The sequence below is a fragment of the Nonomuraea sp. LP-02 genome (assembly GCF_036289125.1).
In the GTDB taxonomy this organism is placed as follows: Bacteria; Actinomycetota; Actinomycetes; order Streptosporangiales; family Streptosporangiaceae; genus Nonomuraea; species Nonomuraea bangladeshensis.
The window spans coordinates 445707-461148 of record NZ_JAXCLK010000002.1; the positions used below are offsets into that span (position 1 = coordinate 445707).

Sequence of the window (15442 nt, forward strand, 5' to 3'; positions counted from 1 at the left end):
TGCAGGTGCGGTAGACGTCCTCACCGTCGCGCAGGAAGACGTTCAGGGCGAAGCCGTCGCCCGACCCCATGTCGTGGTTGAAAGCGCCCATCGGCAGGCGGCGGCGTCCGGCGGCAAGGGCGCGCGTGAGCCGCTTCTCCTTGTCCGGCAGCGCATCCCGCGCGCTGCGCCACTCCTGGTCGGAGACGATCGGGGGGCGGGTCATCCGGCACTCCTCACGAGGCTTTCTTGAGGGAAGGGACTGTCCGCACCCTAACCGACTAACTTCCTTAAGGGAAGTCAGTTGGCTATGCTGACCGCATGCAGCGCACCCGGTTCGACGAAATGGCCTGCTCCATCGCCCGCACGCTGGACGTCATCGGCGAGCCCTGGTCCCCGCTGATCCTGCGCGACGTCTACGTCGGCATCGCCCGCTTCGACGAGCTGCAGCGCGACCTCGGCATCTCGAGCAAGGTGCTCAGCGACCGGCTGAAGTGGCTCATCGACCACGACGTCCTGGAACGCCGCGAGTACTCCCGACGCCCGCCGCGCCACGAGTACGTCCTCACCCAGAAAGGCCGGGAGCTGTGCGACCTGCTGCTGGTGATGGCCCGCTGGGGCGACCGCTGGACGGCCGGGACGTCGGGGCCGCCCGTCCTGTACCGCCACCACGCCTGTGGCCAGATCGGCCACGTGGAACTCCACTGCTCGGTCTGCGGGCAGCCGATGCGCGCCACGGACGTCGACGTGCTGCCCGGCCCCGGTTCCGGCGAGAACGTGCGTGCCGGTGCCGTTGGGGACTAGCGAGCCAGGAACCGCCCGGCGAACCGGACTCGGCGGCGTGGGCGGCTCGGGCCCGTACGATGCCGGGGCTATCCGTCGAGAGCGATCGCCTCGATCTCCAGGAGCCACGCTTCGTCATAGATGTCGGCGATGATGATGGTAAGCGCGGGTGTATGGCCCTTGAGTATCTCCGTCCGGATACGGGAGTTCGCTTCACGATATTGGCGATCAGCCAGGTAGATGGTCACCTTGGCGAGGTTGCGCACCCCCAACCCGGCCTCGGCCAGTACGGCGAGCACGTTGCGCCAGGTCATCCTGCACTGGGTGTCGAAGTCCTCAGGCACCTTCCCGTTCTCCGCCCAGGGCACCTGACCGCTGACGAACAACATCCGGCGCGCCCCGGTGATCACCGTGCCGTGGGTGTAGTCACCGGGTGCTTGCGGTAAGAACGCCGGATCGAGCGATGAAATGGACAATGAGGTCACAGGGTCCTCCGGGATTGCGTGAATGCGCGCGAACGGGGCCGGCGGGGGGCAGGCCCGGCCACCGGACACGCGGCGCCTTGGCGGCGTCGGTGCCGGCTGACCGGGCCTGAGAGTGGCCATGTCGCCCGGATCACTACAAGTGGCTGTCGCGATTCCGGGCGGCCCCCCTAGCCGGAAATCACGTCCAGATAAGGTCTCGCATGACGCCCTCCTCTCGTGTCGATCTGCGGAGACGGTAGATCGTCATGCGGATGGACCGGCGTGGGCCGCTACCGGTCTGTCCGGAAAGTTGGCATGCAGGTCCGAAATCCCAGCACGATCCGCCAGTTCCCGAGCGGCCGACCATGCGGAGCCGTCCCGCCTGGTCGTACCGGCCGAGCAGCAGCCCACTCGGCCGCCGGGGCGAGCGGCAGTCGAGGACGCCGCCGAGCTCGACGCCGACCACGTCGGATCTGCGGCGTTGGCGCGGATCGCGATCAAGCCTCCACTGGCTGGCTTCGTGCCGCTGGGGTGACGCAGTGAGGCTTTTCCCACCTGATCGCGCAGGTCAGCTGTCTTGTCGTGCCTCGGCTGGCGTGGGCCTCACCCGCGCTTCCGGGCGCCGTTCACGACGTGACCGCGAGAGGTCAACCGCTCGCATGCCCGCATCGCGCGACCACGCTTGTGCAGGCGATCCTCGTGCCGCAGCTCGTCGAAGAGGGCCGTCACCCAGGATGAAAAGGCTCACTGTTCACAGGCGTGAGCATGTTCGAGAGGACAAGCGCTATCTGCGTTTTATGATGAGGCGTTGCGGGCCGTTGACGTTGTTCCCGCTGCCCCCGGACAGGTTATTGGACTTGCAGGAGTTGACCGCATTCGAGAAGTTCCCGCTGTCGATCGATTTGCCCTTGCTCCAGTAATTGCCCACCGTTCGCGTGTTTCCCTTGTTCTTGGAACGGTCCACCTTCGCGGGGACATAGGCCGCCTTCTCGTGAGTCGACGATTCGGCGGGCAGGGCCGGGATTGTCGCGGCGACGAACGCCAGGCCGGCAACGGCGATGGCCAGGCCGGTCATGTGCACGTGCTCTCTCATTCCACCCGCCTGGTCACCGCAGGGACTGGGATCCGTTGGCATTGTTGCCGCTGTCGGTGGCGTTGTTGCTGTTCGTGGAGCCGTTCACGTTCGAGAAGTTGCCGCTGTTGATGGGATCTCCTTCGCTATGGTAATTCCCGCTGTTGGTGGAGTTGCCGCTGTTTTCTGCGCCGTTGACGCATTTCGTGGGAGAGTTGGGCGAAGGAGAGTTGTAGTTGACCAGCCGGTTACCGCAGAAGACCGCCGGAACCATCGACAGGATGGTGCCCAGGTCCGCGCCCACCAGGCGCGCCAACGGGGAAGGCTCTTGGGGCACCGGTCGTGCCGCCGCGGCGCCGGCGGCGGTGAGCGTCATGCTGGACCCGGTTATTGTCACGACCGCGGCAAGCCGGATCAGGATTTTACTCATAGGCCCCATGGCCGCCTCCGATGCTCAGTGACAGGTCGGTTCACGATCGCCGCCGAGCGTATAGCTCATGATGAAGCGTGGCCAATGTTCCGGCGCCGTGTCGGATTTCTCAGTGAGCCTTTTTTATATCGACGATGGCGTTGCCGCTTGAACGGCGACCGGAAGCGTGGGCGAGCGCCCGATGCGCAGGCTGAGGGACCCCGTCAAGACCCCTCACCGCGAGCTGGCTTGCGTGGCGACGTCCCGGTCGGCGATGTACGTGCAGCCGCTGGCCGGGCTTCCGGTCGAGGCGATGACCGCGTCGAGGCGGTCACGGGTACGGGTCAGCCCGGCGATCTGGGCGTCGATGCGATCGCGTTCGGCGAACAGCCGGGCCCGGGACTCCGGAGTGCTGACCTTGGCCTCGACGCAGGGCAGCAGCTCGGCGATGGTCCGGCTGGACAGACCGGCCGCGTAGAGCATCTGGATCAGGTGAACCCGCTCGACCCCCGATTCGGGATAGTGGCGCTGCCCGGAGCCGCTCCGGTTCGCCTCCAGCAGCCCCTGCTCCTCGTAGTAGCGCAGGGCCCGTACGCTGACGCCCGACCGCGCCGCCAACTCGCCGATCCGCACCGTGACCTCCATCACAAGACTTGCCTCTGACGTCAATGTCAGGTTTTAGCGTATGCGGCATGCAGATCAACGGAGCACATGTGCTGGTCACCGGCGCCAACCGCGGCCTGGGACGGCAGTTCGTCCTGTCTCTCATCGAGCGCGGCGCCGGCAAGGTGTACGCCACCGCCCGCCGCCCGGACCTCATCGACGTACCGGGGGTCGTCCCGCTGCGCCTCGACATCACCGACCCGGCATCGGTCGCCGCCGCCGCGGCGGCGGCACCTGACGTCAAGATCGTCATCAACAACGCGGGCATCTCCAGCGGCGCGAACCTGATCAGCGGAGACCTGGACACGATCCGCCGCGAGATGGACACCCACTTCTACGGCACCCTCGGCGTGATCCGCGCCTTCGCGCCCCAGCTGGCCGATGGCGCGATCATGAACGTGCTGTCGGCGATCTCGTGGCTCGCCACCGACGGCGCGGGCGCCTACCACGCGGCCAAAGCCGCCGAGTGGGCGCTCACCAACAGCGTCCGCCTGGAGCTGGCCCATCAGCGCACCCTGGTGACGGGCCTGCACCTGGGCGCCGCGGACACGGACATGATGGCCTGGTACGACGGCGACAAGACCGCCCCCGAGGTGATCGTCGCGGCGGCCCTGGACGGCATCGAGGCGCATCAGCCCGAGGTGCTCGCCGACGCCTGGAGCCGCCAGGTGAAGGCGTGGCTGCCGGAGGACCCGAGCGTCATCTACCGGGAAGCGGCGGCTGCCCTCACGGCCCTCACGACCTGACTGACGGGGCCGCGGCGGTCCGCCGGCGTTCCAGCAGGTCTCGCGCCTCCAGGAAGGGCGCCCGCAGGAAGGCCAGATGGTCCTCCTGTCCATGCCGATGGCAGACCTGCCCCGGCCACAGCCGCCGGCTCCGCTCGTCGATGTAGGCGAGCGACCCTTCGACGAGGTTCAGCATGTGCTCGACGGTACGTGCGTCGAAGCGTTCGTAGACCGCGCCGGTACGCACGTAGACGGGCGAGGTGTGCGCCATGATCGGCCGCGCCCAGACGTCATGGTGCCTGGCGACGCCGGCGCCGGGTCCGTAGCATCGTGCGGCGATCCACGAGTCCTCACCGACCGGCACGGAGGCGGCCAGTTCGAGCGTACGCTCCGGCCGCGGGGTGCGGTGCTCGGCGACGACGCGGCCGTTGACGACGATCTCGACGCGGTCGATGGGGAAGATCGACTCGGCGCGTACGGTGACGTCGAGGGACGCCCCGGCCGGCGCCTGGATCTCCTGGCCCGGCCGGTGACCCTCGATGTCCAGGCTCAGCAGCGGCCCGCTGGTCACGAAGGTGGCCCCCTCCCGCACCGCCCGGCACCACGCCCAGTAGTCCATTTCCTCCTCCGGCGGCACGTGGGCGTAGGTGCGGATCAGGCCGATCGGCACCTCGCTGCTCATCTTGTCCGTGCCGCCGACCAGCGTCACCCGGTACCCGGCGTCGAGGTAGCGGTAGTACTCCTGGATGTTGTACGGGTCATAGGCGATCATCTCGACGGCGTCCAGCCGCCCGGTGGCGAGCAGGGCGGCGGCCTCCCCGTTCGGCACCGGGAAGTGGGCGAGAACGACCGTGCCGCCCTGCTCGTGGCATTCGTCGGCCCAGTGGGACAGGGTGGTCTCCAGGCCGCCGCCGAGCTCGGACTCCTCGGCGCCGCCGGTGCACCACGGCATGACGGGGCGGCGCAGGCCGAGCAGGTTGATGTGGCCCAGCATGCCGCTGCGGTTCTCCTGGCCGGCGAAGACGTGGGTGTGGCCGTCGGCGGAGGTGTGCGGGTGGCCGGTGAACTCCTCGGTGTTGGTGAACAGGTGCCCCCACTGGCTGAGCAGCAGGTTGGTGACGCGGACGTCCTCGCCGCGCGCTTCGAGCTCGGCGCCGAGCGTCGAGACGAAGTGCACGTGGGTGTCGCCGCTGTACCAGCCGGTGGCGGCCAGGTCGGTCAGCCGGGTCAGCGTCAGCTCCAGTTCGGCCTGGCCGGGCCGGATGGTGACGGTGGTGCGGAGCGGCTCGTACTCGAAGCCGCGCGCCGCCTCCACCGTGACCTCGCCCAGCGGCAGCCAGCCCTCGCAGGTGCCGTCGATGTAGGAGTAGGTGGTGGCGCCGAGCCGTACGTCGCCGCCGATGTCGAGGTTCCAGGTGTTGCCGTCGGAGTTGATGTGCCCGTGGTGGCCGTGCGGCGGGTACGGCACCCCGTCCGCGGACCGGAAGTGCACGCGGCACGGGACCGGCTCGCCGGTGGCCGCGTCGCGGACCACTGTCCGCACCCAGGCCCGTCCGGCGTCGGGCACCCGCCAGGTGACCGTGCCGTCATCGAGGTGTCCGGCGGCGAGCAGCGCGCCCCAGTCGCAGGCGCCGATCTCGGACGGGCCGCGCTTGAGGGTGAGGCGGGCCGAGGGGGTCGCGGCGACGCGTACGTAGGCGCGGCCGTCCTCCTGCGGCGGCGCCCCCCAGCCGGCGACGGCCGGCGGCGCCCCCCAGCCGTCGCCGGCCTCGCCCGCCCGGCGATAGAGGTACGTCGCCGAACCGCGGTCGACGCTCACCGACAGGTCCTCGGTGACCGGGCCGGCCTGCGGGGCGAGGTCGATGAGCACGTCACGCCACACGGTGCGGCCGAAGGGGTCCTCGTCCAGCTCGCTGGTGGTCACGGCGCCGACGAGGACGGCGGGCCCGAGCGAGCGGAACTCCAGGGCGCGTACGGGCACGCCGGGGCGCGGGTTTCGGCAGGGCCACAGGTAGAACCGGTAGGGCAGCACGTACGGCGAGCGGGCCTGCGGGTCGTCGATGTCGACGAACCGCGCTCCGGCCGCGTCGTAACGGCCGTGGGTGCGCGGCATGAGCTGGTGCTGGGCGTCGGGGACGGCCAGGAACGGCGTCTGCCCCCAGTCCAGCGGGATCGCCCGGTCGCTCCACAGCCGCGGGGTGGGCCCGATCTCGAACCGCTGGCGGATCGGCAGCTGTTCGGTGTGCCCGTCCTCGTAGACCAGCGTGTACTGGGCGCGGACGTCGCCCACGCTCTGGCCGTCGAACAGGTCAGGGGACTCCAGGGCGTGGGCGATCACCATCCACTCGAAGGAGCGTTCCACGGGGACGGTGACCGTCGCCGACTCCACGCGCAGCAGGGCCCGGTCGCCTCGCTCGTCGCCGAACAGGAACGGGATGCCGTACAGCGTGCGCGACCCCAGCGGGTAGGACGCGCCGTCGTCGAGCACGGAGCGCGGCGCGTTGAACACCCCCGACAGGTCCACCGGATCGTAGCCGCGGCCGTCACGCATGCTCGCCCGCCAGGGACTTCGGCTCGTCCACGGAGGTCTGCGCCAGCTCGGCGTACAGGTGCGGCGCGTGCGACCGCAGGTGCAGCGCGCGTGCCACCCCCGCGATGACCGCCACCACGGCGATCGCGATGATCAGGACGTTGGTGAAGGTTCCCGCGCCGGTCAGCAGCGGCAGGTTGGCCAGGACGAGGACGAGCACCACGGTCAGTGCCACGAAGCTGAGCCCGGGGGCGATCGTGGTGCGGAAGATCCCGGCGTCGGCGCCCTGGCGGCGCAGGAACCGGATGACGGCCAGGCTGCACAGCGCCCACAGGGCGATGATGCCGAGGAACCCGAGGGCGCTCCCCCACAGCAGCAGGCCCAGGTACGGGTCGCTTCCGGTGACGGCGAAGGCGACGACGGCGACCGCCGCGATGCCGGTCTGCAGCAGCCCGGCCGGCCAGGGCGCCTTGGTCCGCGGGTGCGTACGCCCGAGCGCCCGCGGCAGCAGCCCTTCGCGGCCGAGGGCGAAGAAGTAGCGGTTGGCGGCGTTGTGCAGCGCCAGCAGGGCGGCGAAGGCGCTGGTCAGCAGCAGCACGTTCATCACTTCGACGATCGGCGCGGGAACGTAGCGGGTGAAGACGGTGACCACGAGGTTGACCGGGTCGGCCTCGGCCGCGGCGGCGATCTTGTCCGATCCGTAGGCGATGACGACGATCCAGGTGATGAAGGCGTAGAAGACGGCGATGAAGCCGACGGCGATGTAGGTCGCCCGCCGGACCGTCCTGATGCCGCCGCGCGCCTCCTCGCTGAAGATCGCGGTGGCCTCGAAGCCCATGAAGGCTCCGGCGACGAGGGCGAACATGGCGGCGTTGTCCGGGGCGAGCACGGTCGCGGGAGAGAAGGACGTGGCGGCCCAGTCGCCGCTGCCCCCCTTGATCAGGACGTACACCGCCAGCACCACCAGGACGGCGGTCTCCAGGACGAGCAGGACGCCGAGGATGCGGGCGCTGGTGTGGATGCCGCGGTAGCCGAGCCAGGCGACGAAGACCAGGCCGGCCAGGGCGAAGACGTACCAGGGCACGTCCAGCCCGAAGTAGTGCGCGAAGGTGGTGTTGGCGTAGACGCCCAGGGCGCCGTACGTGCTGATCTGCAGGGCGTTGTACGCGGCCACCGCCAGCATCGCCGCTCCCGAGCCCACCGGCTTGCCGAGCCCGCGCGAGATGGTCGCATAGAACGCTCCAGCATTACGGACATATCGGCTCATGGTCATGAAACCGACGGCGAAGAGCGCCATGACCACCCCGGCGACCAGGTAGCCGCCGGGAACGGCCGCGCCGCCCTTGAGGAAGTGCAGCGGGGCGACGGCGACGATGAGCGTCAGGGGCGCGAGCGCCGCCAGGACGGTGAACACCAGATCCTTGGTCCCCATGGCGTTGCCCGCGAGGGCGTGCGCGCGTTGGCCGGTGGCCTGAGCTGGCATGATGGCGCTCCTTGATCCGGGGCGGTTGAGGGGGGCCGGCTGATTAAGGGGGGAGCCTACGGCGGGGCCCGGCGGCTGGACGAGGGACGATCCGTCCAGGCGGCCCGATGGCCGCTGTGCGTTCCGTACAACCCGTCCGATCAGAGCTCCTCGATCGCGCGCAGCGCGAGATAGAGCTCCATCCGCGTGTCCGCGTCGGCCAACCGGCAGCCGAGAGCGGCCTCGATCTGGCCGATGCGGTGGCGCACGGTGTTGCGGTGCACGCCGAGCTCGTCGGCGGCCCGGTCCCAGTGGCCGTTGTGCCGCAGCCAGATCCGCAACGTCGCGAGCAGGTCGCCGGCGTCCTGCTGACGGCGTTCGCGCAGGGGGCGGAAGCGGCGGTCGGCGTAGTCGCGCAGGCGGCTCATGTCCAGCGCGGCGGCGAGCCCGTCGACCTCGGCGCCGCTGACGACGGACGAGCCCTGGAACAGGGCGGTGCGCAGGAGCCGCGCGGCCTCGTCGTGCGCCTCGCCCAGCCGCCCGGCCGGGTACGGAGAGCTGATCCCGGCCGTCCAGCCCGCCCGCGCAAGATCGTCGGTGAGCGTGGTCAGCGGCTCGGACTCCGGCACCAGGGCGACGTACACCTCACCGTCCCGGTCCACGAACGGGGAGCCCAGCAGCGACGCCAGCTCGCCGAGCCCGGCCCGGCCACCGCCGGTGGCGCGGGCGCAGACGATCCGCCACCGGGTGTCCTCGACCCCGAAGACGTCGGCCGCGTGCCGGTCCCAGCGGGAGGAGCCGGGGGCGAGCGCCTGGGCCAGCGCCACCCGGCCGATCCGATGAGCGGGCCAGCGGTCCACCGGATCGGGCAGGAGCAGGCCCAGCAGGGACGCCGCCGTGGTGATGACGGCGTGGTCGGTGATCCCGGCCATGACCGGAGCGCCGACCGCCAGCGCGTAGCCGGTCGGCAGCGGGCCCGCCACCGATTGGATCATGACCCGCTGGTCGGCCGAGCTCATGGTGGCGCTCGCGGGGCTCGTGCTGGCGCACACGCGGCCCAGGGCGGCCCGCACGTCGTCGCCGAACCGGGGCCGGCCCCCGGTCCACTCCCTCCCCCTGGCCTGGTCGGCCAGCAGCGCCCATCCTCCGACGTGCGCGGCCAGCAGCTCCAGCGTCCTGATGAGCGGCGACGGGCCCGCGGCGGTCCTGATCAGGGCACGCTGCGCCTCGGTGAGCCGCCTGATCTCCGACAGCTCGACGGACAGCAGCTCGCCGTAGAGCACCTCGGCGCAGGACTCGAACGTCACCGCGGGCGCGACCTCCAGCAGGGGAAGGTCGTTCGCCTGGCAGGCCGCCACGAGTTCGGGCGGCACCTGGTCGAAGACCGGCGTCACGCCGAAGCCCAGGGCGGCGACGCCGGCCGCCTTGACCCGCGCCACATAGCCGGCGCAGGCGTCGGGCCGCAGGCTGGTGCCCGCCAGCAGCAGCAGCTCGCCACCCTGCAGGAACCGGGACGGGTCGGGCAGCTCGCTCACGTGCACCCAGCGGATCGGGACGTCGAGACGGTCCGCGCCCGCGAGCACCCGCAGCCCCAGCCGGGCGACGAACAGACTCAGCGGCACCATGGCGCCACGCTAGCCGTCCGTCCGAGCTGCTCCGACCAGGGCGGACTCACCTGGTGACGGCGAGGAAGACCTTCTCGCTCGGCTCCAGGGTGATCCAGTCACCCTGGAAACCCTGCGGGACGTAGAACGCCTCGCCCGCGCCGAACTCCCTGCTGCGTCCCTCCGCGTCCCGCACCGCGACCCGGCCTTTCAGGATCACGCAGATCTCGTCGTACGGCCAGGAGTCGAAGCGCACCGCGCCCGGCTCCCCCGTCCAGTAGCCGCCGGTGTAGGAGGTCGCCTCCCCGCCGAAGACCCGGAACTCCTCCTCGGTCCACGCGGCCGACAGCAGGTGGTAGTCGGCGAGCGGGGGCACGAACCTGGTGCCGGCTCCGGCGTGGATCGCGCGTACCTGGTCGATGCTCATTCCGCCGCTCCTTTCACGGCCCCGAACCGGCGCAGCACGTTGTGCGTGATGCGTTCCACGAACGGGTCGCCCAGGCTGAGCACGTGCGCCCACTCCGTGCTGCCCCCGTTGAACACCTCTCCGTCGCCGCGGGTGAAGGCCGCGATCATGCCGGCGCCGCGCATCTCGCCTTCGTGCACGTACGCGGGCAGATCGTCGCCCAGGTCGGCGTTGTAGGCGTAGACCTCCTCCTCGGGGCCGCCGATCGGCACCCGCCCGCCGAAGCGGTCCTCCTCGCCCCGTACCGCCGGCGCGAGCGCGAGGATCTCCAGCGTCTCGGGCGCGCCGTCCTCGAACGTCGGGTACGGCAGCCCGCGCCGGAACGTGTACTCCACCGAGTCGAGCTCGAAGGCGGCCAGGAACGACGGCGGGCCGCCGAGCAGGTCGCCGTAGTAGAGGTCGGTCCCCTCCATGGCCCAGTGGTGCGGCCGGTACACGGTGAAACCGCCCGACGAACGCGGGGCGGCCACGCCGTAGCGGTTGTAGATGCCGCCCAGGCCGTTGAGCCCCATGGTGGTCGCGCCCGGCCGGCCGACCGACTTGGCCTCCCACACGGTCGTGGCCAGGTGGGGCGCCCGCTCGGCCTCCGGGTCGGCGGAGGGCAGCCGGTAACAGTACTGCGTGGCGCCGTCGTCGCTGAGCCGGACCTGCCACTGGTAGTTGCCGCCGAACCGGGCCAGCCTGCCGCCCGCGTCCACGAAGGCGTCGACGGTGTCGCGCATCCGCCACGACCAGTACTCGTCGTGGCCGACCACGATCGCGCAGGCGTACCCGTCCAGTGCCCGAGGGTCGAAGTGCAGGTCGTGCTGGGTCAGGTAGTCCAGCTCGTAGCCGTTGCGCTCGGCCCACACCACGAAGTGCCGCTCGTAGGTGGCCCAGAACGCGTCCGCGTGGTGGCGGCTGTAGCCGAACAGCCGCGCCCACTCGTAGGAGGGGTAGCGCGGGGCGCCGTACATCGGCAGCGTGCCGGTGTTGGCCTCCCTCGGCGCCCCGGCCGGCTTGCGGATCATGCCGCGGGCGATGGGGCGCTGCGTCGAGGCCAGCGGCGAGCCGGCGTCGGCGCGGGGGTCGTCGCCGAGCCCCCGGTAGTGGTTGGCGCCGCCCCAGTCGTTGTAGGCCAGCATCGTGCTGGTGGTCAGCACCAGCGCGGCGCGTGCGCGCCGCTCGGCGGGCGCCTTGACGACGAAGAAGTGCTCGCGTTCCCACAGCTCGCCGGCAGGGGTGGTCGCGCGTACGGTGACGATGTAGAAGCCGCTGCGCCAGTCGGCCGGGATCTCCAGCTCCAGCCCGGCGGGCCAGCCGCAGCCCGTGGCGTGCGCGTCGTGCGGCGGCTCGAAACGTCCGGCGGACAGGCCCTCGCGCGACCACACGACCTGCGGCTCCAGCCCGTCGCGCAGCACCTCCAGGTCGAAGGACGGGACGCTCGCGCTGAGGTGGAACCGTACGGTCTCTCCAGGGAAATAGGAGAACTTGTCGGTGTAGCACCAGACCTCGGCGGCATCCGGCGCCGCGAACGCGCGTTCGGACGGCCACCCCTTCGGGGACCATGCGAAAGCGGCGGGCAGCCCGGCCTGCTCGATCGTGTCGTCCACGACCCTCCTTCACTCGTACGGGTCTCCGAGCTTATGAACCGGGGCTTCCGGCGAAATGAACGACTCGCACAACCCCGGTGGACACTTCGCACAAAGAACGCCGAATCCGCCGCCCGTAGTCTCGGCGTGCCTACGGAAGGACTGACTGAAGATGACCGAGCCTCGGGGGCCCGTCGACTCCTCCCGCGTCCCGCGCTTCGCCGGACCGGCGACCTTCGCCCGGCTGCCCCGCCTGGACGAGGTCGGGCACGCCGACGTCGCGGTGGTGGGCGTGCCGTTCGACAGCGGCGTCTCCTACCGGCCCGGAGCGCGGTTCGGCCCCTCGGCCGTCCGTGAGGCCAGCCGCCTGCTCCGGCCGTACCACCCTGGCCTGGACATCTCGCCGTTCGCGGCCCAGCAGGTCGCCGACGGCGGCGACGTGGCGTGCAACCCGTTCGCCATCGACGAGGCCGTGGCCACCATCGAGGAGGCCGCCTCCGGCCTGGGCGCGGACGGGACCCGGCTGGTCACGATCGGCGGCGACCACACGATCGCGCTGCCGCTGCTGCGCGCCGCCGCACGCCGGCACGGGCCGGTCGCGCTGCTGCACTTCGACGCCCACCTCGACACGTGGGACACCTACTTCGGCGCCGAGTACACCCACGGGACGCCCTTCAGGCGAGCCGTCGAGGAGGGCCTGCTCGACACCGAGGCGGTCAGTCACGTGGGCACGCGCGGCCCGCTGTACGGCAAGAGCGACCTCGACGAGGACAAGCGCCTGGGCTTCGGCATCGTCACCAGCGCGGACGTCATGCGCCGTGGCGTGGACGAGGTGGTGGACGCCCTGCGGCAGCGCATCGGCGACCGGCCGTTGTACGTGTCCATCGACATCGACGTGCTCGACCCGGCGCACGCGCCCGGCACCGGCACCCCCGAGGCCGGTGGCCTGACCAGCCGGGAGCTGCTGGAGATCCTGCGCGGCCTGGCGGGCGCCGACCTGGTCGGCGCGGACGTCGTCGAGGTGGCGCCGGCCTACGACCACGCCGAGATCACCGCGGTCGCCGCCTCCCACGTCGCCTACGACCTGGTCACCCTCATGGCGGCCCGCCCCCGCGAAGGAGCCTGACATGCCGGACATCACCTACGCCGTCATCGATCCGGCCACCGGCGAGACGGTCGCCACCTATCCGACCGCCACCGACGCCGGCATCGAGGACGCGCTCGCCGCCGCCCATCGGGCGGGCGCCCGTACCGGCACCGTCGCCGACCGCGCCGCCCTGTTGCGCAAGGTCGCGGACCTGCACCGCGAGCGCCGCGCCGACCTCGCCGCGACCATCGTGCGGGAGATGGGCAAGCCCCTGGCGGAGGCCGAAGGCGAGATCGACTTCTGCGTCGACATCTACACCTACTACGCCGACCACGCCGCCGCCTTCCTCGCCGACGAGCCGATCGGCATCGGCGCCGGGCAGGGCAGCGCGGTGCTGCGCCGCAGCCCGTACGGCGTGCTGCTGGGGATCATGCCGTGGAACTTCCCCGCCTACCAGGTGGCCCGGTTCGCCGCTCCCAACCTCGCCGCCGGGAACACCCTGCTGCTCAAGCACGCGCCGCAGTGCCCCGCCTCCGCCGCCGCGCTGGAGCAGATCTTCCTGGACGCGGGCTTCCCCGAAGGCGCGTACGTCAACGCCTACGCCACCCATGAGCAGATCGCCCGCCTGATCGCGGACCCGCGGGTGCGCGGCGTCTCCCTCACCGGCTCGGAACGGGCCGGCGCCGCCGTCGCCGAGATCGCGGGACGCCACCTCAAGAAGGTCGTGCTCGAACTCGGCGGCTCCGACCCCTTCATCGTCCTGTCCACCGACGATCTCGACGCCACCGTGGACCAGGCCGTCGCCGCCCGCCTGGACAACACCGGCCAGGCGTGCAACGCCGCCAAGCGGTTCATCGTCGCCGAGCCCCTCTACGCGGACTTCGTCGCGAAGTTCACCGACCGGCTGCTCGCCCGCTCACCCGCCTCCCCCCTGTCCTCCCGGGCCGCCGCCGACCACCTCGCCCGCCAGGTCGACGCCGCGGTGGCCGAGGGCGCCACCCTGACCAGCGCGGGACAGCGGCAGGGGGCGTACTTCCCGGCCGGTGTCCTGACCGGGGTCACCACCGAGCACGACGTCGCCCACCAGGAGCTCTTCGGCCCGGTCGCCATGGTCTTCGCGGCCAGCGACGAGGAGCACGCCGTCCGGATCGCCAACGACACCCCTTACGGCCTCGGCTCCTACGTCTTCACCACCGATCCCGAGCAGGCCGAACGCGTCGCCGACCGGATCGAGGCGGGCATGGTCTTCGTCAACGGCGTCCTGGCCGAGAGCGCGGAGCTGCCGTTCGGCGGGGTCAAACGCTCCGGCTTCGGCCGCGAGCTCGGCCGCCCCGGCATCGAGGAGTTCGTCAACAAGAAGCTGATCCGCACCCTGGCGCGCTGACCCCTCCCGGCAGGTGGCCTCAGCGGCTTTGAAAACAAATCTACGATCTGTTTTCATGGACGCAACGAAAGGGGGCGCGGACATGCGTGCCATCATCATCGGAGCGGGGATCGCCGGACTCGCCGCAGCGCTGCGGCTGCACCAGGCGGGCTGGGAAACCTTGGTGGTCGAGCGGGCCCCGCAGCGGCGCGGCGGCGGCTACGGGGTGACGTTCGGCGGCATCGGCCACGACGGGGCCGAGCGGATGGGCGTCCTGGCCGAGCTGAAGCGGCGCGCGTTCGTGACGCGCGAGCTGGTCTACCGCAAGCCCGGCGGCGAACGCCGCTTCGCGCTCAGCGGCGAGACCATCGCGGCCACCATGGGCAAGAAGTCGTTCACCATCCTGCGCGGCGACATCGAGGCGGTGCTGTACGAGGCCGTCGCCGATCACACGACGATCCGGTTCGGCACCACGATCACGGCTGTCGAGCAGGACGCGGACACCGTGCACGTCACGCTCGGCGACGGTGGCACCGAGCGGGCCGACCTGCTCATCGGCGCCGACGGGCTGCACTCCGCGACGCGGGCACTGGTGTTCGGCCCGGAAGAGGACTACCGGCTCGACCTGGGGCACCGGGTGGCGGTCTACATGCTGAAGCAGCGGCCGGAGGGGCTGCCCGCGGGAACGACCGGCTCGATCAGCTCGGGCGGCCGCACGTTCGCGATGATGAGCGTCGGCGACGGCCGCACGGCCGCCTTCTTCGGCTACCGCACCGACGGCGGCCGGGCGCGGGCGTCGCTGGAGGAGCTGGGCGAGCTCTACGGCGACATGGGCTGGCTGGTCCCCCAGGCTCTGGAGGGCCTGAAGACGGCCGACTCGGTCTACTTCGACGACATCAGCCAGATGGTGGTCGACCGGTGGAGCACCGGCAGGGTCGTGCTGCTCGGCGACGCCGCATGGTGTGTGACGCTGTTCGCCGGCTACGGCTCCTCACTGGCCGTCGGCGGCGCCGACCGGCTCGGCGCCGCGCTGGAGCGCCACGGCGACGACGTCCCGGCCGCACTGGCCGAATGGGAGGCCGAGCTGCGGCCGGAGGCGGAGCAGAAGCAGCAGCTCGGCCGCCGGGTCAAGGGCGTCTACGCCCCGCGCAACCCGCTGGTGCTGGAGCTGACCCAGCTTCCGCTGCGGCTGTCGTCGTGGGGGCCGGTACGCCGGATGATCGAGCGCAAGTTCCAGCCGGCGCGCTGAGAGGGCTGCGCTGGA

At 71.2% G+C, this 15442-nt stretch carries 14 protein-coding genes and 1 pseudogene; 5 read left to right on the top strand and 10 right to left on the bottom strand.

The window, feature by feature from the left end; genetic code table 11:
- Nucleotides 1-133: 133 nt before the first annotated feature.
- Nucleotides 134-205: pseudogene (locus tag SMD20_RS45300) on the bottom strand (DUF899 domain-containing protein); the annotation flags it as partial.
- A gap of 95 nt (nucleotides 206-300) precedes the next feature.
- Here SMD20_RS45300 and SMD20_RS45305 point away from each other — a divergent pair.
- Nucleotides 301-783 (top strand): winged helix-turn-helix transcriptional regulator, encoded by a 483-nt coding sequence (locus SMD20_RS45305; protein WP_329593630.1) that lies wholly within the window; start codon nucleotides 301-303, stop codon nucleotides 781-783.
- A 68-nt stretch (nucleotides 784-851) separates the two neighbouring features.
- Here the strand turns inward: SMD20_RS45305 and SMD20_RS45310 are convergent, their stop codons facing one another.
- The 4 genes from SMD20_RS45310 to SMD20_RS45325 form a co-directional block, all read right to left on the bottom strand.
- Nucleotides 852-1247 (bottom strand): RidA family protein, encoded by a 396-nt coding sequence (locus SMD20_RS45310; protein WP_329593632.1) that lies wholly within the window; start codon nucleotides 1245-1247, stop codon nucleotides 852-854.
- 763 nt (nucleotides 1248-2010) lie between these two features.
- The gene (locus tag SMD20_RS45315) at nucleotides 2011-2307 is read right to left on the bottom strand and encodes a hypothetical protein (RefSeq protein ID WP_329593634.1); all 297 of its coding nucleotides are present in this window, start codon (nucleotides 2305-2307) and stop codon (nucleotides 2011-2013) included.
- A gap of 25 nt (nucleotides 2308-2332) precedes the next feature.
- Nucleotides 2333-2728 (bottom strand): hypothetical protein, encoded by a 396-nt coding sequence (locus tag SMD20_RS45320; protein ID WP_329593636.1) that lies wholly within the window; start codon nucleotides 2726-2728, stop codon nucleotides 2333-2335.
- Nucleotides 2729-2941: 213 nt separating this feature from the next.
- Nucleotides 2942-3340 (bottom strand): MerR family transcriptional regulator, encoded by a 399-nt coding sequence (locus tag SMD20_RS45325; protein ID WP_329593637.1) that lies wholly within the window; start codon nucleotides 3338-3340, stop codon nucleotides 2942-2944.
- 59 nt (nucleotides 3341-3399) lie between these two features.
- On the opposite strand from SMD20_RS45325, the gene SMD20_RS45330 reads away from it, so the two are divergent.
- On the top strand, nucleotides 3400-4116 hold the full coding sequence (locus tag SMD20_RS45330) for an SDR family oxidoreductase (RefSeq protein ID WP_329593639.1): 717 nt from the start codon (nucleotides 3400-3402) through the stop codon (nucleotides 4114-4116).
- Here SMD20_RS45330 and SMD20_RS45335 read toward each other — a convergent pair.
- The 5 genes from SMD20_RS45335 to SMD20_RS45355 form a co-directional block, all read right to left on the bottom strand.
- Entirely contained in the window at nucleotides 4106-6646 is a 2541-nt protein-coding gene (locus SMD20_RS45335; RefSeq protein WP_329593640.1) for a CehA/McbA family metallohydrolase, read from the bottom strand. The two genes, SMD20_RS45330 and SMD20_RS45335, sit on opposite strands and share 11 nt — an antisense overlap.
- Nucleotides 6639-8108 (bottom strand): APC family permease, encoded by a 1470-nt coding sequence (locus tag SMD20_RS45340; protein WP_329593642.1) that lies wholly within the window; start codon nucleotides 8106-8108, stop codon nucleotides 6639-6641. Before SMD20_RS45340 ends, SMD20_RS45335 begins: the two co-directional genes overlap by 8 nt.
- A gap of 140 nt (nucleotides 8109-8248) precedes the next feature.
- Nucleotides 8249-9712: a PucR family transcriptional regulator gene (locus SMD20_RS45345; RefSeq protein WP_329593644.1), complete on the bottom strand. Its 1464-nt coding sequence runs from the start codon at nucleotides 9710-9712 to the stop codon at nucleotides 8249-8251.
- 46 nt (nucleotides 9713-9758) lie between these two features.
- Entirely contained in the window at nucleotides 9759-10118 is a 360-nt protein-coding gene (locus SMD20_RS45350) for a cupin domain-containing protein (protein ID WP_329593646.1), read from the bottom strand.
- Entirely contained in the window at nucleotides 10115-11749 is a 1635-nt protein-coding gene (locus SMD20_RS45355) for a N,N-dimethylformamidase beta subunit family domain-containing protein (protein ID WP_329593648.1), read from the bottom strand. The genes SMD20_RS45350 and SMD20_RS45355 overlap by 4 nt, the downstream gene beginning before the upstream one ends.
- Nucleotides 11750-11900: 151 nt before the next feature.
- Here SMD20_RS45355 and speB point away from each other — a divergent pair, with 151 nt between their 5' ends.
- The 3 genes from speB (at nucleotide 11901) to SMD20_RS45370 (ending at nucleotide 15427) form a co-directional block, all read left to right on the top strand.
- Nucleotides 11901-12854, top strand: coding sequence for an agmatinase (gene speB, locus SMD20_RS45360; RefSeq protein ID WP_329593650.1), 954 nt, complete (start codon nucleotides 11901-11903; stop codon nucleotides 12852-12854).
- A 1-nt stretch (nucleotide 12855) separates the two neighbouring features.
- Nucleotides 12856-14199 carry an NAD-dependent succinate-semialdehyde dehydrogenase gene (locus SMD20_RS45365; RefSeq protein ID WP_329593652.1) on the top strand — a complete coding sequence of 448 codons (1344 nt, stop codon included), beginning with the start codon at nucleotides 12856-12858 and terminating at the stop codon, nucleotides 14197-14199.
- Between the two features lie 82 nt (nucleotides 14200-14281).
- Entirely contained in the window at nucleotides 14282-15427 is a 1146-nt protein-coding gene (locus SMD20_RS45370) for an FAD-dependent oxidoreductase (protein ID WP_329593654.1), read from the top strand.
- The last annotated feature ends 15 nt before the right edge of the window (nucleotides 15428-15442 follow it).

Bases quoted from the DNA above. Each gene is read 5' to 3' on its own strand.
- SMD20_RS45305 (WP_329593630.1), top strand. From the start codon at position 301: ATGCAGCGCACCCGGTTCGACGAAATGGCCTGCTCCATCGCCCGCACG.
- SMD20_RS45320 (WP_329593636.1), bottom strand. From the start codon at position 2,728: ATGAGTAAAATCCTGATCCGGCTTGCCGCGGTCGTGACAATAACCGGG.
- SMD20_RS45330 (WP_329593639.1), top strand. From the start codon at position 3,400: ATGCAGATCAACGGAGCACATGTGCTGGTCACCGGCGCCAACCGCGGC.
- SMD20_RS45335 (WP_329593640.1), bottom strand. From the start codon at position 6,646: ATGCGTGACGGCCGCGGCTACGATCCGGTGGACCTGTCGGGGGTGTTC.
- SMD20_RS45340 (WP_329593642.1), bottom strand. From the start codon at position 8,108: ATGCCAGCTCAGGCCACCGGCCAACGCGCGCACGCCCTCGCGGGCAAC.
- SMD20_RS45345 (WP_329593644.1), bottom strand. From the start codon at position 9,712: ATGGTGCCGCTGAGTCTGTTCGTCGCCCGGCTGGGGCTGCGGGTGCTC.
- SMD20_RS45350 (WP_329593646.1), bottom strand. From the start codon at position 10,118: ATGAGCATCGACCAGGTACGCGCGATCCACGCCGGAGCCGGCACCAGG.
- speB (WP_329593650.1), top strand. From the start codon at position 11,901: ATGACCGAGCCTCGGGGGCCCGTCGACTCCTCCCGCGTCCCGCGCTTC.
- SMD20_RS45365 (WP_329593652.1), top strand. From the start codon at position 12,856: ATGCCGGACATCACCTACGCCGTCATCGATCCGGCCACCGGCGAGACG.
- SMD20_RS45370 (WP_329593654.1), top strand. From the start codon at position 14,282: ATGCGTGCCATCATCATCGGAGCGGGGATCGCCGGACTCGCCGCAGCG.